At 71.1% G+C, this 16,332-nt stretch carries 12 protein-coding genes; 8 read left to right on the top strand and 4 right to left on the bottom strand.

From position 1 onward, the window contains the following. Nucleotides 1-82: 82 nt before the first annotated feature. Nucleotides 83-1,030: a DMT family transporter gene (locus tag ABD378_RS08950; RefSeq protein ID WP_425583822.1), complete on the top strand. Its 948-nt coding sequence runs from the start codon at nucleotides 83-85 to the stop codon at nucleotides 1,028-1,030. A 52-nt stretch (nucleotides 1,031-1,082) separates the two neighbouring features. Further along, entirely contained in the window at nucleotides 1,083-2,003 is a 921-nt protein-coding gene (locus tag ABD378_RS08945; protein WP_344519994.1) for a LysR family transcriptional regulator, read from the top strand. A gap of 229 nt (nucleotides 2,004-2,232) precedes the next feature. Here ABD378_RS08945 and pepN read toward each other — a convergent pair whose 3' ends face one another. After that, complete coding sequence (gene pepN, locus ABD378_RS08940; RefSeq protein WP_344519993.1) at nucleotides 2,233-4,800, bottom strand: aminopeptidase N; 2,568 nt, start codon at nucleotides 4,798-4,800, stop codon at nucleotides 2,233-2,235. A 236-nt stretch (nucleotides 4,801-5,036) separates the two neighbouring features. Between pepN and ABD378_RS08935 the strand changes: the two genes are divergently transcribed. Further along, nucleotides 5,037-6,284, top strand: a complete 1,248-nt coding sequence (locus ABD378_RS08935) for a flavin-dependent oxidoreductase (protein ID WP_344519992.1) — start codon at nucleotides 5,037-5,039, stop codon at nucleotides 6,282-6,284. Between the two features lie 275 nt (nucleotides 6,285-6,559). Then, the gene (locus ABD378_RS08930; RefSeq protein ID WP_344519991.1) at nucleotides 6,560-7,069 is read left to right on the top strand and encodes a DUF1203 domain-containing protein; all 510 of its coding nucleotides are present in this window, start codon (nucleotides 6,560-6,562) and stop codon (nucleotides 7,067-7,069) included. Here ABD378_RS08930 and ABD378_RS08925 read toward each other — a convergent pair. Further along, a complete protein-coding gene (locus ABD378_RS08925) occupies nucleotides 7,066-7,932 on the bottom strand; it encodes a LysR family transcriptional regulator (RefSeq protein ID WP_344520015.1) in 867 nt (288 codons plus the stop codon). The two genes, ABD378_RS08930 and ABD378_RS08925, sit on opposite strands and share 4 nt — an antisense overlap. Before the next feature lie 95 nt (nucleotides 7,933-8,027). Between ABD378_RS08925 and ABD378_RS08920 the strand changes: the two genes are divergently transcribed. Then, the gene (locus ABD378_RS08920) at nucleotides 8,028-9,263 is read left to right on the top strand and encodes an MFS transporter (RefSeq protein WP_344519990.1); all 1,236 of its coding nucleotides are present in this window, start codon (nucleotides 8,028-8,030) and stop codon (nucleotides 9,261-9,263) included. Between the two features lie 35 nt (nucleotides 9,264-9,298). Here the strand turns inward: ABD378_RS08920 and ABD378_RS08915 are convergent, their stop codons facing one another. Then, nucleotides 9,299-10,315 carry an aspartate-semialdehyde dehydrogenase gene (locus ABD378_RS08915; RefSeq protein ID WP_344519989.1) on the bottom strand — a complete coding sequence of 339 codons (1,017 nt, stop codon included), beginning with the start codon at nucleotides 10,313-10,315 and terminating at the stop codon, nucleotides 9,299-9,301. Nucleotides 10,316-10,501: 186 nt separating this feature from the next. Here ABD378_RS08915 and ABD378_RS08910 point away from each other — a divergent pair, with 186 nt between their 5' ends. From ABD378_RS08910 to ABD378_RS08900, 3 genes are all read left to right on the top strand, one after another. Beyond that, nucleotides 10,502-11,029, top strand: coding sequence for a sigma-70 family RNA polymerase sigma factor (locus tag ABD378_RS08910; protein WP_344519987.1), 528 nt, complete (start codon nucleotides 10,502-10,504; stop codon nucleotides 11,027-11,029). A gap of 2 nt (nucleotides 11,030-11,031) precedes the next feature. Then, a complete protein-coding gene (locus ABD378_RS08905) occupies nucleotides 11,032-11,862 on the top strand; it encodes a hypothetical protein (protein ID WP_344519986.1) in 831 nt (276 codons plus the stop codon). Nucleotides 11,863-11,938: 76 nt separating this feature from the next. Beyond that, entirely contained in the window at nucleotides 11,939-12,892 is a 954-nt protein-coding gene (locus tag ABD378_RS08900) for a molybdopterin-dependent oxidoreductase (protein ID WP_344519985.1), read from the top strand. A 76-nt stretch (nucleotides 12,893-12,968) separates the two neighbouring features. On the opposite strand, the gene ABD378_RS08895 is transcribed toward ABD378_RS08900, so the two are convergent. Then, nucleotides 12,969-16,271: a S8 family serine peptidase gene (locus tag ABD378_RS08895; protein ID WP_344519984.1), complete on the bottom strand. Its 3,303-nt coding sequence runs from the start codon at nucleotides 16,269-16,271 to the stop codon at nucleotides 12,969-12,971. Nucleotides 16,272-16,332 lie beyond the last annotated feature (61 nt).

The following is a 16,332-nucleotide window of genomic DNA, read 5'->3' as shown; positions in this document are numbered from 1 at the left end:
CAAGAGATCCCCGCCGGGTGGTGCCCACCTCGGCGGGGTCCGTGTTTTCCCGGGCCGACCGGGAGAGAGACAAGGGATATCAGTGACTGTCCTGGACCGGACGACCCCCATCCGCACCGCGTCGGACGCGACGAGGGCGAGCAAGGCACAGCGGGCCGCACGCCCCATCGGCCTCGGCCTCGCCCTCGCTGCGCTCGCCACGGTCGTCTGGTCGGGCAGCTTCGTCACCTCGCGTGCGCTTGCCGACAGCGTGCCGCCCATCCAGCACGCGTTCTGGCGGTGGATCATCGCCATCGTGGCGGTGGCGCCGTTCGCGGCACGCCAGGCATGGCGGCAGCGGGCCGTGCTCCGCAAGCACATCGGCTTCCTGCTCCTCGCCTCCCTCCTCGGCGTCACCATCTACAACACCCTGGTCAACCAGGCGGGTGTCACCACGACCGCGGGCAACATGGGCATGATCATGGCGGCGTCTCCGGTCCTCATGGCGGTGTACGAACGACTCGGCGGCGCGAAGCTCGGTGCGCGCCGTGTGACGGGCATGCTGATCGCTTGCGCGGGCGTCCTGGTCCTCGTCTCCGGGGGGTCGCTCTCCATGGACTTCGCGGCGGGCGACTTGTGGGTGATCGCAGGGGCCCTCTCCTTCGGCTCGTACAGTGCCCTGCTCAAGCGCAAGCCCGCCGAGATCGGCGGACTGCCGTTCCTCTTCGCGACGTTCACGCTCGGCGCGCTGATGCTGCTCCCGGTGTTCGTGGCCAGCTTCGTCATGCAGGGCGGCTTCGAGCCCACCGTCGGCACGGTGTCCCCGCTCCTGTACGTCGGTGTCGTCTCGTCCGCCATCGCCTTCTTCGCCTGGAACAAGGCGATCTCGATCATCGGCGCCGCCCGCGCCGGGGTCATCTACTACCTCCAGCCGGTCTGCGTCGCCCTGCTCTCCTTCGCGGTGCTCGGCGAGGCGATGGGGTGGCTGCAGGTGATGTGCATGGGGCTGATCCTGGGCGGTGTCGTCCTTGGCGCGGCGCGCGCGAAGTAAGGGGGCGCGTCCCGTGGGAACGCCTCTCCTGACCAGTGGGTACGTTGACTCCATGAGCGAGTGGGACATCAAGAAGCTGCAGATTCTGCGTACGTTGAGCGAGCGGGGCACGGTCACGGCGACGGCGCGGGCGCTGCGGATGACGCCGTCGGCGGTGTCGCAGCAGCTGTCCAACCTCGCGAAGCAACTGGGGGTACCGCTCCTCGAGGCGCACGGGCGGCGGGTCCGTCTGACGGACGCGGCGCAGCTCGTCCTCCGTCACGCGGAGGCCGTCTTCGCCCAACTGGAGCTGGCGGACGCGGAGTTGGCGGCGTACGCGCAGGGCGAGGCGGGAGAGGTGCGGGTCGGGGCCTTCTCGACCGCGGTGCCCGCGCTCGTCGTACCCGCGGTGCGGGAGCTGCGGGCGGCGGCGCCGGGGATCTCGGTGCGGGTCCGTGAGGTGGAGGCGGCGGAGGCGTACGAGCTGCTTGCGGCGGGGGAGGTGGACGTGGCGCTCTCCCTGGCGGTGACGGCCCCCGCATCGCCGGACGCGGACACGCGCTTCACCCGGGAGTCGCTGCTCGCGGACCCGCTGGACGTGGCGCTTCCGGTGGACCACGCGCTTGCGGCGTCGGAGGGGCTTCGGCTCGCGGACCTGGCGGGTGAGCCGTGGATCTTCGGGGGCAGCGGCCCCTGGTCGGAGATCACGCGGGCGGCGTGCGAGGGGGCCGGATTCACGCCAGAGCAGGCGCACTCCGCCTCCGGCTGGACGGCGATCCTCGCGATGGTGGAGGCGGGGATGGGGGTCGCTCTGGTCCCACGGATGGCGGCGGTCCGCCGTGACGGCGTGGTGATGCGGGAACTGTCCGCGGACCGGCCTCGGCGGCATGTGGTGGCGGCGGTTCGCCGCGGGGCCGCCGGTGGTGCGGCGGTCAGCAGGGTCTTGTCGGCACTCCGCGACGCGGTCCCTGCGCGGGGGGCGGGGGCGGAGTAGGGGCGCCCCCTCCGCCGGGCGTGCGCCGCGCCCCCGGGAGGCCGGGCCTTCGCCTGCGGGCTGCGGCCGAACTTCCCGCGCTTCGCGCGGATCCTTCCCGCCCACCCACCCGATTACCCCGTAGCTGCGGGGCAAACGGGCGGGCGGGTGGGAGATATCCGCGCGGAGCGCGGAGAAGGTGGGTTCGGCCGGGGGGGGAGCGAGTGTCCCCCCGGCCGGTGGGCCGGAACTACGCGTCCGCCGCCTGCGCCCGCAGGGCCCGCTCGACGCCCGCGCGGGACTCCGTGATCAGGCGGCGCAAGGCCGCCGACGGGTTCGCCGAGGACAGCCACGCGTCCGTGGCGTCCAGGGTGGACTGGGAGATCTGGAGTGACGGGTACAGGCCCACCGCGATCTGCTGCGCCATCTCGTGCGAGCGCGAGTCCCACGCGCCCTTGACCGCCGCGAAGAACTTCTCCGTGTACGGCGCGAGGAGTTCGCGCTGGTCCGTCTGGACGAAGCCGCTGATCACGGACTCCTGAATCGCGTTCGGGAGTTTGTCCGAGTCGACCACGGACGCCCACGCCTCCGCCTTCGCCCCCGGCGTAGGCCGCGCCGCCCGAGCCGCGGCAGCGTGCCGCTCGCCCGCGGCCGTCTTGTCGCGGTCAAGCTCCGCCGTGATCCCGGCCTCGTCGAGCCGGCCCGTCGCCGCGAGCCGGTGCACGAAGGCCCAGCGCAGCTCCGTGTCCACCGCGAGGCCCTCGACCGACTGCTTGCCGGACACCAGCTCCTCGAGGAGCGTCAGCTGCTCCTCCGTACGCGCCGTCGCCGCGAACGCCCGCGCCCACGCCAGCTGGTGGTCGCTGCCCGGCTCCGCCGAGCGGAGGTGCGAGAGCGTCGCCTCGGTCCAGCGGGCGAGCGCCTCCTCGCGCCCGGACGGCGCCGCGTACAGCTCGAGCGCCATCTTCACCTGGCGGTGCAGGGACTGGACGACCCCGATGTCCGACTCCTTGGCGATGCCGGACAGGACGAGGGAGAGGTAATCGCGCGTGGGGAGTTCCGCGTCCCGCGTCATGTCCCACGCCGACGCCCATGAGAGCGCCCTCGGCAGCGACGCCTCGAAGTCGCCGATGTGCTCCGTCACGAAGGCGAGCGACTCCGCGTCCATGCGCACCTTCGCGTACGACAGGTCGTCGTCGTTCAGGAGGATCACCGCCGGGCGCTCCCGGCCCACCAGCGCGTCCACCGCCGTCAGTTCGCCGTCCACGTCCAGCTCCACGCGGTCCGTGCGCACCAGCTTGCCGCTCTCGTCGTCGAGGTTGTAGAGGCCGATCGCGATCCGGTGCGGGCGCAGGGTCGGCTCGCCCTTCGCGCCGGCGGGCAGCGCCGGAGCCTCCTGCTTCACCGCGAACGACGTGATCCTGCCGGACGTGTCGACGTCCACCACCGGCCGCAGGACGTTGATGCCCGCGGTCTCCAGCCACTTCTTCGACCAGGTCTTCAGGTCGCGCCCGCTGGTCTCCTCCAGCGCGCCGAGCAGATCGGACAGGCGCGTGTTGCCGAACGCGTGCGCCTTGAAGTACGCCTGCACGCCCCGGAAGAACTCGTCCATGCCGACGTACGCGACCAGCTGCTTGAGCACCGAAGCGCCCTTGGCATACGTGATGCCGTCGAAGTTGACCAGGACGTCGTCGAGGTCGCGGATGTCCGCCATGATCGGGTGCGTGGACGGCAGCTGGTCCTGGCGGTACGCCCACGTCTTCATGGAGTTGGCGAACGTCGTCCACGAGTGCGGCCAGCGCGAGTTCTCCGCGTACGCCTGGCAGGCGATGGACGTGTACGTGGCGAACGACTCGTTCAGCCAGAGGTCGTTCCACCACTCCATCGTCACCAGGTCGCCGAACCACATGTGGGCCAGCTCGTGGAGGATGGTCTCCGCGCGCGTCTCGTACGCCGCGTCCGTCACCTTCGAACGGAACACGTACTGGTCGCGGATGGTCACCGCGCCCGCGTTCTCCATCGCGCCCGCGTTGAACTCCGGCACGAAGAGCTGGTCGTACTTGGCGAACGGGTACGCGTAGTCGAACTTCTCCTGGAACCAGTCGAAGCCCTGCCGCGTGACCTCGAAGATCGCGTCCGAGTCGAGGAACTCCGCGAGCGAGGGACGGCAGTAGATGCCGAGCGGAACCGACTGGCCGCCAGGACCCTCGTACGAACTGTGGACCGAGTGATACGGACCGACGATGAGCGCCGTGATGTACGTCGACATGCGCGGCGTGGGCTCGAAGACCCAGACATCACCGCTGGGCTCGGGCGTCGGCGAATTCGAGACGACTGTCCAGCCGGACGGCGCCTTCACGGTGAACTGGAACGTCGCCTTGAGATCGGGCTGTTCGAAGGACGCGAAGACACGGCGTGCGTCCGGCACCTCGAACTGCGTGTAGAGGTAGGCCTGTTGGTCGACGGGGTCGACGAACCGGTGCAGCCCCTCACCCGTGTTGGTGTAGTCGCAGTCGGCGACCACCCTCAGCTCGTTGGGCCCTGCCTCCAGGTGCTTCAGCGCGATGCGCGAGTCACGGAAGACGGCGGCCACGTCCAGCGAGCGCCCGTTCAGGACGGCTTCGTGGACCGCGGGGGCGACCAGGTCGATGAACGTCTCGGCGCCCGCCTCCGCGGAGTCGAAGCGCACCGTGGTCACCGACCGGTAGGTGCCGCCCTCTTGCGCGCCGGAGAGGTCGAGATCGATCTCGTACGAGTCAACGGTGAGCAGCTTCGCCCGCTGCTGCGCCTCTTCGCGGGTCAGATTGGTGCCGGGCACGCGGTCATCTCCTCAGGAACGTCAGGTACGACTTGTGGCGTTTCCGGCCATCCTTCCACGTGGGTCCGCGAGTGTGGCGGGGCATCGTCCATGGGCCGCCATGCGGCATTGTTCGCGGGCTGCCGTGCCGCTAGCATCCGCGCGTCGACTCACGCCCCGGGGGGAGCGTTCATGGGACTCCGACGGTCACTGCGATTACAACGATTACCGCGATTGCGTGGTGCGAGGTGCGCCCCATGATCGACGTACTCGTCGCGGGAGCCGGGATCGGCGGGCTCACCGCCGCGCTCAGCCTGCACGCCGCGGGCATCGGGGTACGGGTCATCGACGGGGTGGACGCGCTGCGGCCCGTCGGGGTCGGGATCAACCTCCTCCCGCACGCGGTGCGGGAGTTGACGGAGCTCGGCCTCGGCGCCGAGCTGGCGGCCACGGCCGTGCCGCTCGCCGAGACGCTCCACTTCGACCGGCACGGCAACCACATCTGGGGCGAGCCCCTGGGACTCGCGCGAGGCCACCACTGGCCCCAGTACTCCCTGCACCGCGGCGCCCTGCAACTGATCCTCCTCGACGCGGTACGCGACCGCATCGGCGAGAACGCCGTCCAGACCGGTACGGCGTTCGTGCGGTACGCCGAATCGGAGGGGTCGGGGGCGCTGCGGGTGACCCTGCGGGACGTGCGGCGCGGGCGGGAGTTCGCGGTGCCGGTGCGGGCCCTGGTCGGGGCCGACGGACTGTACTCGGCGGTGCGGGCCCGGCTGCATCCCGGGGAGGGCCCGCCGCTGTGGAACGGCATCCGGATGTGGCGGGGCGTGACCGAGTGGGAGCCGGTGCTCGGCGGCCGGGCGATGGCGTTCGCGGGCAGCAACGCGACCACGAAACTCGTCGTCTACCCGATCTCGCGGGAGGCGGAGCTCCGGGGGCGGGCGCTGCTCAACTGGGTGGCGGAGGTGCGGTTTCCGGTGCATCACCACGGGGCGCCGGGCCCGGTGGACTGGAACCGCTCGGGCCGCCTCTCCGATGTCCTTCCGCATCTCTCCGGGTGGCGGATCGGGGACTTGGACGTGCCCGCGCTCCTTGCCGCGACCGGGTCGACCGGGCGGATCCTGGAGTACCCGATGGTGGACCGGGACCCGCTGCCGTGGTGGGGGCGGGGCCCCGTGACCTTGCTGGGCGACGCGGCTCATCCGATGTACCCCGTGGGATCCAGCGGGGGCTCGGAGGCGGTGCTCGACGCGCGGGTGCTCGCGCGGTGCATGGCCCATGCCGGGGTGGACCGGGTGAGTGGGCTGCGGGCCTACGAGGCGGAGCGGTGGGGCCCCGCCAATGCCGTGGCCCTGGCCAATCGGGCGATGCCGGTGGACGAGGTGCTGCGGGCTGTGGCTGAGCGGGCGCCGGAGGGGTTCTCGCGGGTGGAGGACGTGTTGACGGGGGAGGAGTTGGGGGGGTTGGGGGAGGGGTATCGGCGTATGCGGGGTTGTTGGTAGCGGTTTTTCTTTCCCCAACCCCGCCCCTTCCCCAAAACCCGCTCTGGCGCGGGGGCCTTGGCTTCCGTCAATCACCGGCTCCGCCGAGTTCGTCCTCAAACGCCGGACGGGCTGATTGGTTCAGCCTCTCCGGCGTTTGAGGAGCGGGGGTCTGGGGGCGGAGCCCCCTGCGCGGCGGAGCCGCCAATGGATGCAGCCGGGAAGGGGCGGGGTTGGGGAAAACAACGTCTGGATTCCGCCAGCCCCACCCACCCCGCACGCGCGACCCTCGGTATATGAACGCAACCACTGCCTACGCCGCTCGCCCCATAGCCCCCCTCGCCCTCGAGCAACTCCGCAAGACCGACGACGCAGGCCGCCCCTGCGAGCCCTACGTCGACGCCGAGGGAGGCGACCCCCTCCGCTGCTGCCTGCGCCCCATCGCCCCCGGCGAACACGTCGCCCTCGTCTCGTACGCACCCCTGCGCCGCTGGGCAGCGGAGACCGGCGCCACCCCCGGCGCCTACGACGAGCAGGGCCCCGTCTTCATCCACGCCGAGGACTGCGCGGGCCCGGCGCCCGGCAGAGGCGAGTACCCCTTCGCCCGCCCCGGAGCCCTCCGCGCCCTCCGCCGCTACAACGCCGAAGGCCGCATCATCGGCGGCCGCCTGATGGAGATCCCGGACCCGGCCACGGAAGGCTTCGACGCCGCCTTCGCGGAGGCCTTCGCCGACCCGGAGGTCGCCCTCGTGCACGTCAGGGCCGTCGAGTACGGCTGCTTCCACTTCGAGGTCCGCCGCCCTTAGGCGACCGCACCCACCGCCCGCGCGAACGCCCGCACCCGCTCCGTCTCGGCGTCCCGCCTCCACACCATCCCGAGCACCGAATCCGGCACCCCCTCCACCGGCACGAACACGACGTCATGCCGCCCGTGGTACTCCGCCGTGGGACGGCACAGCAGCATCGCCCCGCGCTCGGCCGCGACCAGCGTCAGCCCCTCCTGGAGGGTGCGCACCTCCGGCGCGGGGGCGGAAGAGGGAGCCTGCGCCGCGCGCCAGTACGCGGGTGCCGGAGCCGTCGCGGAGATCAGCGGGGTCCCGCTCAGCTCGTCCGCGTGCAGCGAACCGCGGCCCGCGAAGGGATGGCGTACCGACACCGCGACCGTCTGCTGCTGTCGGGAGAAGAGCGGGCCGAGCACCAGGTCCGGCTCCTCGACGGGCAGCAGCACGATCGCCGTGTCCACGTCCCCGTGCCGCACCGCCCCGAAGGGATCCGCGAACGGCACCTCCACGATCTCCGTCACGCAGCCCGGATGCCGCTCCTGGAAGTCGGTGATCGCCCCCATGAGGCGTGCGTCCGCCGTGCCCTGGAAGCCGATCCGCAGCCGCCCCGTGACGCCCCGCGCCGACTCCCGCGCCACGTCCACCGTGGCGCTCAACGTCTCGTACGCCGGGCGCAGTTCGGCCAGGAACCGCTCGCCCGCCGGAGTCAGCCGCACCCGTCGGCTCGACCGCTCCACGAGGCGGGTACCGATCCGCCGCTCCAGGTCCCGAAGGAGCTGGCTGACGCGGCTCTGCGAGACGTAGAGCCGCTCGCCCGCACGGCCGAAGTGCAGCTCGTCGGCGAGTGCGATGAAGCACTCCAACTCCCGTATCTCGAGCATCGGCAACCCCCTCATCCACGGGCCATCCATTAGCCTCGCTCATTCAAGGATGAGATCTTCGCCGTTGTTCCCGGCAGGGCGTCCGACGAAGGCTTGACCGTATGAAGACCACCCCGGACACCCCGGACGCCCCGGACACACTCCCCGGACTCGCGGAGCCGCAGCGCTCCCTGCCCCTGTCCGTCCTTGCCGTCGCCGCCACCACCTTCTCCGTCGTCACCACGGAGATGCTGCCGGTCGGCCTCCTCACCTCACTCTCCTCCGGGCTCGGTGTGTCCGACGGGACCGCGGGCCTGACCGTCACGCTCCCCGGCGTGGTCGCGGCGCTAGCCGCCCTGGTGCTGCCCGTAGCTGTGCGGCGTGCCGACCGGCGGACGGTGCTGTGCGCGCTGATGGCCCTGCTCGCCGCCGCCAATCTCCTCTCCGCGCTCGCACCCGCCTTCGGCGTGCTGCTCGCCGCGCGGGTTCTGGTGGGGGTCTGCATCGGGGGCGTGTGGGCGATCGCGGCCGGGCTCGGCGTACGGCTCGTGCGCGAGGAAGCCGCCGGACGCGCCACCACGGTGATCTTCAGCGGGATCGCGGTGGCGTCCGTGCTCGGCGTCCCCGCCGGTACGTTCCTCGGTGAACTCGCGGGCTGGCGCTGGGCGTTCGCGGTGATGGGCGCCTTCGCGCTCGCGGTCGCCGGGCTGCTCGTGGCGCTGCTTCCACCACTGCCCGCCTCGGCGGCGGTACGGCTCGGCACGTTCCCCGGGCTGCTGCGGAATGCGCCGCTGCGGGCGGGGCTCCTTGTGGTGCTGCTTCTGGTGACCGGGCACTTCGCCGCCTACACCTACGTACGGCCCGTCCTGGAGCGCGTGCCCGACCTGGGCGCAGGGCTGATCAGCGGCCTGCTCCTCGCGTACGGGATCGCGGGCATCGTCGGCAACTTCGCGGGCGGCGCGCTCGCGGCCCGCGTCCCGCGCCGAGCGCTGCGCGCCATCTCCGCGGGTCTGGCCGCGGTGGTCCTGCTGCTCGGGCCCGCGGGCGGCTCGCTCCTCGCGTCGGTGGCGCTCCTCGTCGCGTGGGGCCTGGCCTACGGCGGCGTCTCGGTCTCCACCCAGCACTGGGTCCTCGCCGCCGCGCCCCGCGCCCGCGAGGCGGCGTCGGCGCTCTTCGCCGGGGTGTTCAACGCGGCTATCGCCCTGGGAGCGCTGACCGGCGGCCTGGTCGCGGACGGCTTCGGGACGACGGACGTGCTGTGGCTCGGGGGCGGCCTCGCGGCGCTGGCCCTGCTCGTCGTGGGGTGCGCCAAAGGGGCGGACACCGGGTACGCGAAAGGGGCGGACACCGCGTCGTAGCGGTGCCCGCCCCCATCAACGTACGTAAGACGACCTCAGCCCTTGAGCTCGGCCGCCACCAGCTCCGCGATCTGCACCGCGTTCAGCGCGGCGCCCTTGCGGAGGTTGTCGTCGGAGATGAAGAAGGCCAGGCCGTTCTCCGCCGTCTCGTCGTTGCGGATACGGCCCACGAAGGCGTCGTCCTTGCCCGCAGCGACCAGCGGGGTCGGGACGTCCGTGACGACGACGCCCTCGGCCGACGCGAGGATCTCGGTGGCGCGCTCGGCGCTCAGCGGACGCTCGAAGCGGGCGTTGACCTGGAGCGAGTGGCCGGTGAAGACCGGCACGCGGACGCAGGTGCCGGAGACCTTGAGGGCCGGGATCTCCAGGATCTTGCGGGATTCGTTGCGGAGCTTCTGCTCCTCGTCGGTCTCGTTCAGACCGTCGTCGACGATGGAGCCCGCCATCGGCAGGACGTTGTACGCGATCGGGGCGACGTACTTGTTCGGCGCGGGGAACTCCGCCGCCGAGCCGTCGTGCGTGAGCTTGGGGCCGTCCTCGCCGACCTTCTTGACCTGCTCGAACAGCTCGTCGACACCGGCGAGACCCGAGCCGGACACGGCCTGGTACGTCGCCACGACGAGCGCGCTGAGCCCGGCCTCCAGGTGCAGCGGCTTCAGGACGGGCATGGCGGCCATCGTCGTGCAGTTCGGGTTGGCGATGATGCCCTTGGGGCGGTCCGCGATCGCGTGCGGGTTGACCTCGGAGACGACCAGGGGGACCTCGGGGTCCATCCGCCAGGCCGAGGAGTTGTCGATCACGACGGCGCCCTGCGACGCGACCTTCTCGGCCAGCGCCTTCGAGGTCGAGCCGCCCGCCGAGAACAGGACGATGTCCAGACCGGTGTAGTCGGCCGTCGACGCGTCCTCGATCGTCACGCCGTCGAGGACCGTGCCGGCCGAGCGGGCCGATGCGAACAGGCGCAGCTCGTCCACCGGGAAGTCCCGCTCGACGAGGATCTTGCGCATGACCGTGCCGACCTGACCGGTGGCTCCGACGATTCCGACCTTCACAGGGACACCCTCCGTATGTGCATGGGCACAGGCTTTGGCCTGCGCCGGTTCCATCATGCGTCTGTCCACGGCCGCCTTGTCCAATCCATTGTCCGAAGTTCGGGATGTCACATTCCCGTGGCCCTGAGCCGAACGTTTCGGGCGCTCCCGGCGTCCTAGGGGAAACGTGGGGACGGGAGGGGTGTCTTGCTGCGCGGAAAAACGCGACGGGACCGGCGGGAGAGGGCCGATCCGCTCGACGCGGCCCAGGAGGACCGGGTGCGGGCGGTGCTCGCGCTCGGCGGAGTGCCGCACGCCGATCTGCCCGACGGCGTCCAGCAGGTCAGGCTCAAGCTCCTGGAGCGGGCGGCGGACGGGCGCGATGCGCCCCGTGACGTCTCGGCGTGGGCGGCGGTCGTCGCCTCGAACCTCGCCATGGACTGGCACCGGGCGCGCCGCCGCCAGGAGCGGCTCGGGGAGCGGCTCGCCGTGCTGTGGCGTGAGGCGACGGACGAGGACGGGGCGGAGTCGCGGGCGCTCTCGATGGCCGTGACCCAGGGCCTGGACGCGCTGCCCGCCACCCAGCGGCAGGTCGTCGTCCTGCGCTTCTACGCCGATCTTCCGGTGCGGGCGATAGCCGACGAGCTGGGCATACCGGAGGGCACGGTCAAGAGCAGGCTGCATACGGCGGTACGGGTGCTGCGGACGCGGCTGCACGAGGGCGAGGTGGTGTGACGGTGGCCAAGGACGAGTACAAGGACGAGTACAAGGACGAGTGCGAGGACCAGTACGACGCGCTGATGCTCGCCCTCACGGACGAGCCGCTGCCCGAAGACGCCGGGCGAGACTCGGAGCTCGTGGCGGAACACGCGGCGGCCGTGGCGGATGTCGCGCTGCTTCGGGAGCACATCGGGGCGGTGGGTGCCGCGCTCGCGGCTCCGGAACCTGAGCCTGAGCCGGATCCGGAGCGGGGGCCTGTGCCGAAGCCTGGCGTCGCCGTACGCCCCGCCGGGGTCCGGCGGCGGCGCTTGACGCTGGCGCTCGGCCTTGCCGCGGCCACTGCCGCCGCCTCGCTGGTGGGCGGGGTCGCCTGGCTCGCGGTGGAGAGCGGGGGCGGCATCAGCGAGAGCGCCGACTCCGACGCGGCGAAGGGGGCGGCGCCGGGGGCCGGGGACCAGAAGGAGGGAGCCGGGGACCAGAAGGAGGACGGGGGCGGCTCGAACGACATGGACCAGAAGCCCGGGGTGTACGTGGCCTGCGCCCGGCTCATCGTGGAGGGCACGGTGAACCGCGTCGAGCCGATCCCCGGCGGCGTACAGGACCGGATCGTCCTGGACGTGACCCGCTACTACAAGCCGAGCCAGGGGTCGAAGCAGGTCACGTTCGTGATGGACGTCGACGTGGACCCGCGGCTCAGGACCGGCGACCGGACCCTGATCGGCATCCCGAAGGGGGAGGCGTCGCCGGACATCTGGTCCAACAGCAAGGCGGGAGTCGCCAAGGACCGGGCGTGGATCGAGCGGGAGCTGCGGCATGGGAAGGGGAAAGGCAAGGGGATGAAGTGCTGAGGGAGGAGATGTGCCGGGCGAAACGCGCGGGACAATGAGCTGGGCGTAAGGGTCACTGTGGACTTATGGTTACTACATGACGACCCAAGTGTCCGCGTCCGAGCCCGACTTCACCCCCCTCGACGACGTCTTCGTCAGGAAGCACCTGGGCGTGCCGGACATCGACGTCACGGACTGGACCCTGGTGGTGGAGGGGCTGGTCGAGCGTCCGCTGCGTCTGGACATGGACGCCGTCCTCGCCCTCGGGACGGAGCGGCTGCCCGCCTTCCACGAGTGCTTCGGGAGCCCGTTCGCACCGGACGTGCCGACGCGGGCGGTGGCGCAGGTGGAGTGGGCGGGCGTGCCGCTCGCCGTGCTCCTGGACCGGGCGGTGCCGCTGGCCGAGGCGCGGCACGTCTGGTTCGAGGGCGCGGACACGGGGTCCTTCCAAGGGCAGGACGGCCTCACGTACGTCAAGGACCTGCCCCTGTCGGTGGCCCGCGGCGATGTCTTTCTCGCGCACCGGATGAACGGTGAGCCGCTCCGTGCCGAGCACGGGTTTCCGTTGCGGGCGGTGGTGCCGCGGATGTTCGGCACGAACTCGGTGAAGTGGCTGACCCGGATCGTCCTGGCGGACCGCAGGGCGGACGGGGTGTTCACCACGCAGTTCTACAACCGCGTCCTGCCGGGGGACTCGGCACCGAGCCCGGTGCGGGAGGTTGATGTCAGCAGCAAGTTGTTCGTGCCGGGGGAGGGGGATGAACTCCCTGCCGGGGTCGCCGAGTTGAGTGGCCGTGCCTGGAGCACGACGGAGATCGTGGGCGTCGATGTCTCGGTCGACGGGGGTGCCTGGGAGGCCGCCGAGGTGGAGGCGCCGGGGTCCGGTCCGACTTGGCAACGCTTCTCCCTCATGCGGGAGTTGGCGCCTGGCCCGCATCGGATCCGCTGCCGTGCGCGGGATCTCGCGGGGCGCGTGCAGCCACTGGACGGGGCGCGTAATTCGGTGCACGAGGTGGGGGTCGAGGTGGGCCTCAATCGCCGGACAGGCTGATTCATCAGCCTGTCCGGCGATTGAGGACGAACTCGGCGCAGCCGGTGATCGACGGCGCCCAAGGCTCAGGCGCAGCCTACGGAGCTGCCACCTTCTCGATCAGGACACTGCCGGTACCGGCAACCGTGCCCCGCCCGTTCAAGAGAGACACCTCACCGAACAGCTGACGCCCCTCAGCCGCAGGCGCGTCCGCCGCGACCTCCGCCGAGACCTGGGCGGAAGCCCCGTTCGCCAGCTTCACCGGCGCCGACTCGTCGACCTTCACCGAGCCGAGCGCGGCCGAGAAGAAGACGTCCCGGTAGTCGTACGCGGTGGTGCCGGACGGGATCGCGTAGCCCGCCACCTCGATCTCGTACGTACCCGCCGCGGGCTTCTTGAGGCTGACCGACTCCTCCGAGTCGCCGTCAGCCGATGAACCCACGACCGCCCCGTCCTTCGAGACCGACAGGTCGAGGTCGGCGGCGGTGTCCGCCGTCGAACCGATGGCGACGTCGAGCCGCTCCGCGCCCTCGGGCACGACCACGGTCGTCGTCTGCGTCTCGCCCTGCTTGATCGAGGGCTTCGCGGCCTTCGCCGAGCCGAGCGGGCCGCCCTTCAACTTGCCGTCCACCGCGGCGAAGTTGTTCGTCACCTTCCAGGAGACGGGGGCCGGAGTGCCGACCTTCGCCTCGGGCACCGTCTGCACGGCGGGGTCGAAGGCGACACCCAGAGCGGCGACGTCCAGCTTGTAGGGGTTGTCCAGAAGCGGGGACGTCCTGCGCGACTCGACCTCGATCTCCCACACGCCCGGCTGCGGATCCGCGTACGAACGCAGGTCGGGGCGGCAGGTGTTGGCCGGGTTGTCGTAGTTCGCGTAGCAGACCAGCGACGACGTCGAGTCGACCGGGACGCCGTACGGGTGCACCGCGATGAACCGCGTCTGGCTCTTGTCCTTCAGACCGCCGAGCGCCAACTCAAGGGACTTGGCGCCCTTCGGGACCGTCACGAAGTACGACTTGGTGCTGTTGCGCTGCACCGAATCGGACGCCGAGAACGTGTACGCGGGCTTGGCGAGCGGCGACGAGACGACGACCGTCGACATGATCTGCTGGTCGATGCCTTCGCTGCGCTCGTCGTCGACGGTCAGGATCGCGCTGTGCAGACCTGCCGACTTGGCCTTCGCCTGGACCTTGACGGTGACCGGCTTGTTCAGCGGCAGCGTCACGTCGCCGTCGCCGAGCAGCTGGAAGGTGCCCTCGTGGTTGTTGACCAGGTCCAGCTCGTGGCGGATGGAGCGGTCCGGGCCCGATGTGCGGGTGACCGTGACGTCGTACGTCCGCTTCTGGCCGGTCTTCAGGCCGCCCTCACGGTCGTAGATGCCGGTGCCGGGCTTCTTCAGCTCCTGCTCCAGGGCGGTGTCGACCGGGGCCTTCACCGTGTACGTGTGCGCCTTCGCGTCGTCCTCGATGGCGTTCCAGGCGTCGACCACGTTGATCAGGCCGGTGCCCTGCGCGTACGCCTGCTCACCGCGGATGCGGTCCGCGGTCGAGGTCAGCGCCGTACGCAGCTTCGCCGGGGTCAGGTCGACGTGCTCGCGCTTGGCGGCGGAGAGCAGCAGCGCCGAGGCGCCCGCCGCCTGCGGGGACGCCATCGACGTGCCCTGCAACATCGAGTAACCGGCGGGCAGTTGGTAGCCCGCCTCGGCGACCGGGGAGCCCGGCAGCCAGGTCTGCGTGGTGTTGATGGCCGAGCCCGGCGCGGAGATGATCGGCGCGAAGCCGCCGTCCTCACGCGGTCCGCGCGAGGAGAAGTTCATCATCGCGTACGACTTCTCCACGGCGGAGCCGTAGTTGGCGGCCCAGGTCTCCTTGGAGATGGAGGCGCCGACCGAGATGACCTTGTCGGCGAGGCTCGGGTCGCCGATGGTGTTCGCGCCGGGGCCTGAGTTGCCCGCGGAGATCACCAGCTGCACGCCGTACTCGTCGATGAGGCGCTTGTAGAGCTCGGCGCGCGCGTTGTTGCCGTCGTTCAGCGCCGGGAGGCCGCCGATCGACATGTTCACGATGTCGACGCCGCGCTTCGTCACGAGGTCGATCATGCCCTCGGTGAGCGCGACGTTCGTGCAGCCGCCGGTCCAGGTGCAGGCGCGCGATGAGACGAGTTTGGCGCCGGGCGCCGCGCCGTTCATCTTGCCGCCGAACAGGCCGTTGGCCGCGGTGATGCCCGCGACGTGCGTGCCGTGCTCGGACTCGATGACGCCGATGTTGACGAAGTCGGCCTTCTTGCCGACCCAGTCGCCGCCGTACGGGTCGGTCGGGACGTCCTTGCGGATCTCGACGACGAAGGGGACGCGCTCGACGACGTCGGTCGCCGGGTCGTCCTTGCCGAAGTAGGCGACCTGGTGGCCGTCCTTGTACGGCTTCATCGTCTCGTCGTCGGTGAAGTCGTTGTTGTCGTTCAGGTCGACACGGACGGTGCCTGCGGCCGGGTCGTAGAGCACGCCCCAGCTGTCGGTGGTGTCGCCGTCACGGTTGATGTCGCCCTTGGCGTCGCCGCCGGTGGTGGCCGACTCGCGGAAGCGGTTGACCTGGAAGGAGCCCGCGGGGGCCTTCCACGTCTCGCTGTCCCAGGTGAAGACGGGTCCTGTGACGGGGTTGGTCATCCGCCGCCAGGTGGCGTCCGCGTCCACGATCGGGTCGGTCGCTGTCACCCAGTCGGTGATCTTGCGCTCGCCCGTGGTGGTCTTCTGGAGCGCGGGGTGACCCAGGTCGACGCCGGAGTCCAGGATGCCGATGGTGGTGCCGCGGCCGTCCGCCTTCGGGTGCTTCTTCACGAAGTCGACGGCGCCCGTCTCGAAGGACGGGTTGTACGGGTTCTTCGCCGGGGTGTTCTTGCCGGGCCCGGCGAACGTCCCCTCGGCCGCGGTCCTCGCGCCCTTGGCGCGGTCGGCGGCGGGCGTCGGGTCGTCGAGCTCGATCTCGTGCCGCAGGTCGATGCCGTGCACGGACGACAGCTTCCCCGCCGCCTCGATGGCGGCTTCGGCCTTCGCGGTGGGCACGGTGGCGCGTACGTAGCCGAGCTTGTCGTACGTCCGGCCGACCGAGCCGCCCTTGACGGCGTCGAGCTGGCCGGCGACCTGCTCGGTGGCGCCGGGCGCGGTGGCGACCATCATCGTGACGGTCTTCTCGCCGTCCGCCTTCGCGTCCGCGAGGAGATCGGCGTCGGCCGAACCAAGCTTCTTCGCTGCGGACTTGGGGGTGGTCTGGCCCCCAGGATCTCCGGGGCTCCCGTCGGCCGCGAGGGCCATGGGTATGGGCCCGGCGGCGGAGAGCGCGGCGGTGAGGCCGACGGCTATCGCGAGACGGGTCGTGCGTCTAGCACTGGATCTGTGCATCAGCATCCCTGTACGTAAAGGTCGAAAAGGTCCGGAATCCGGAACCGGATGACCGCTCAGCCTTACG

The organism is Streptomyces rectiviolaceus, assembly GCF_039533825.1.
In the GTDB taxonomy this organism is placed as follows: domain Bacteria; phylum Actinomycetota; class Actinomycetes; order Streptomycetales; family Streptomycetaceae; genus Streptomyces; species Streptomyces rectiviolaceus.
This window is presented reverse-complemented; position numbering and strand designations above follow the sequence as displayed.

Coding starts and splice junctions, on each gene's coding strand:
- ABD378_RS08930 (WP_344519991.1), top strand. CDS start 6,560: ATGAACGCAACCACTGCCTACGCCGCTCGCCCCATAGCCCCCCTCGCC.
- ABD378_RS08945 (WP_344519994.1), top strand. CDS start 1,083: ATGAGCGAGTGGGACATCAAGAAGCTGCAGATTCTGCGTACGTTGAGC.
- ABD378_RS08900 (WP_344519985.1), top strand. CDS start 11,939: ATGACGACCCAAGTGTCCGCGTCCGAGCCCGACTTCACCCCCCTCGAC.
- ABD378_RS08920 (WP_344519990.1), top strand. CDS start 8,028: ATGAAGACCACCCCGGACACCCCGGACGCCCCGGACACACTCCCCGGA.
- ABD378_RS08935 (WP_344519992.1), top strand. CDS start 5,037: ATGATCGACGTACTCGTCGCGGGAGCCGGGATCGGCGGGCTCACCGCC.
- ABD378_RS08895 (WP_344519984.1), bottom strand. CDS start 16,271: ATGCTGATGCACAGATCCAGTGCTAGACGCACGACCCGTCTCGCGATA.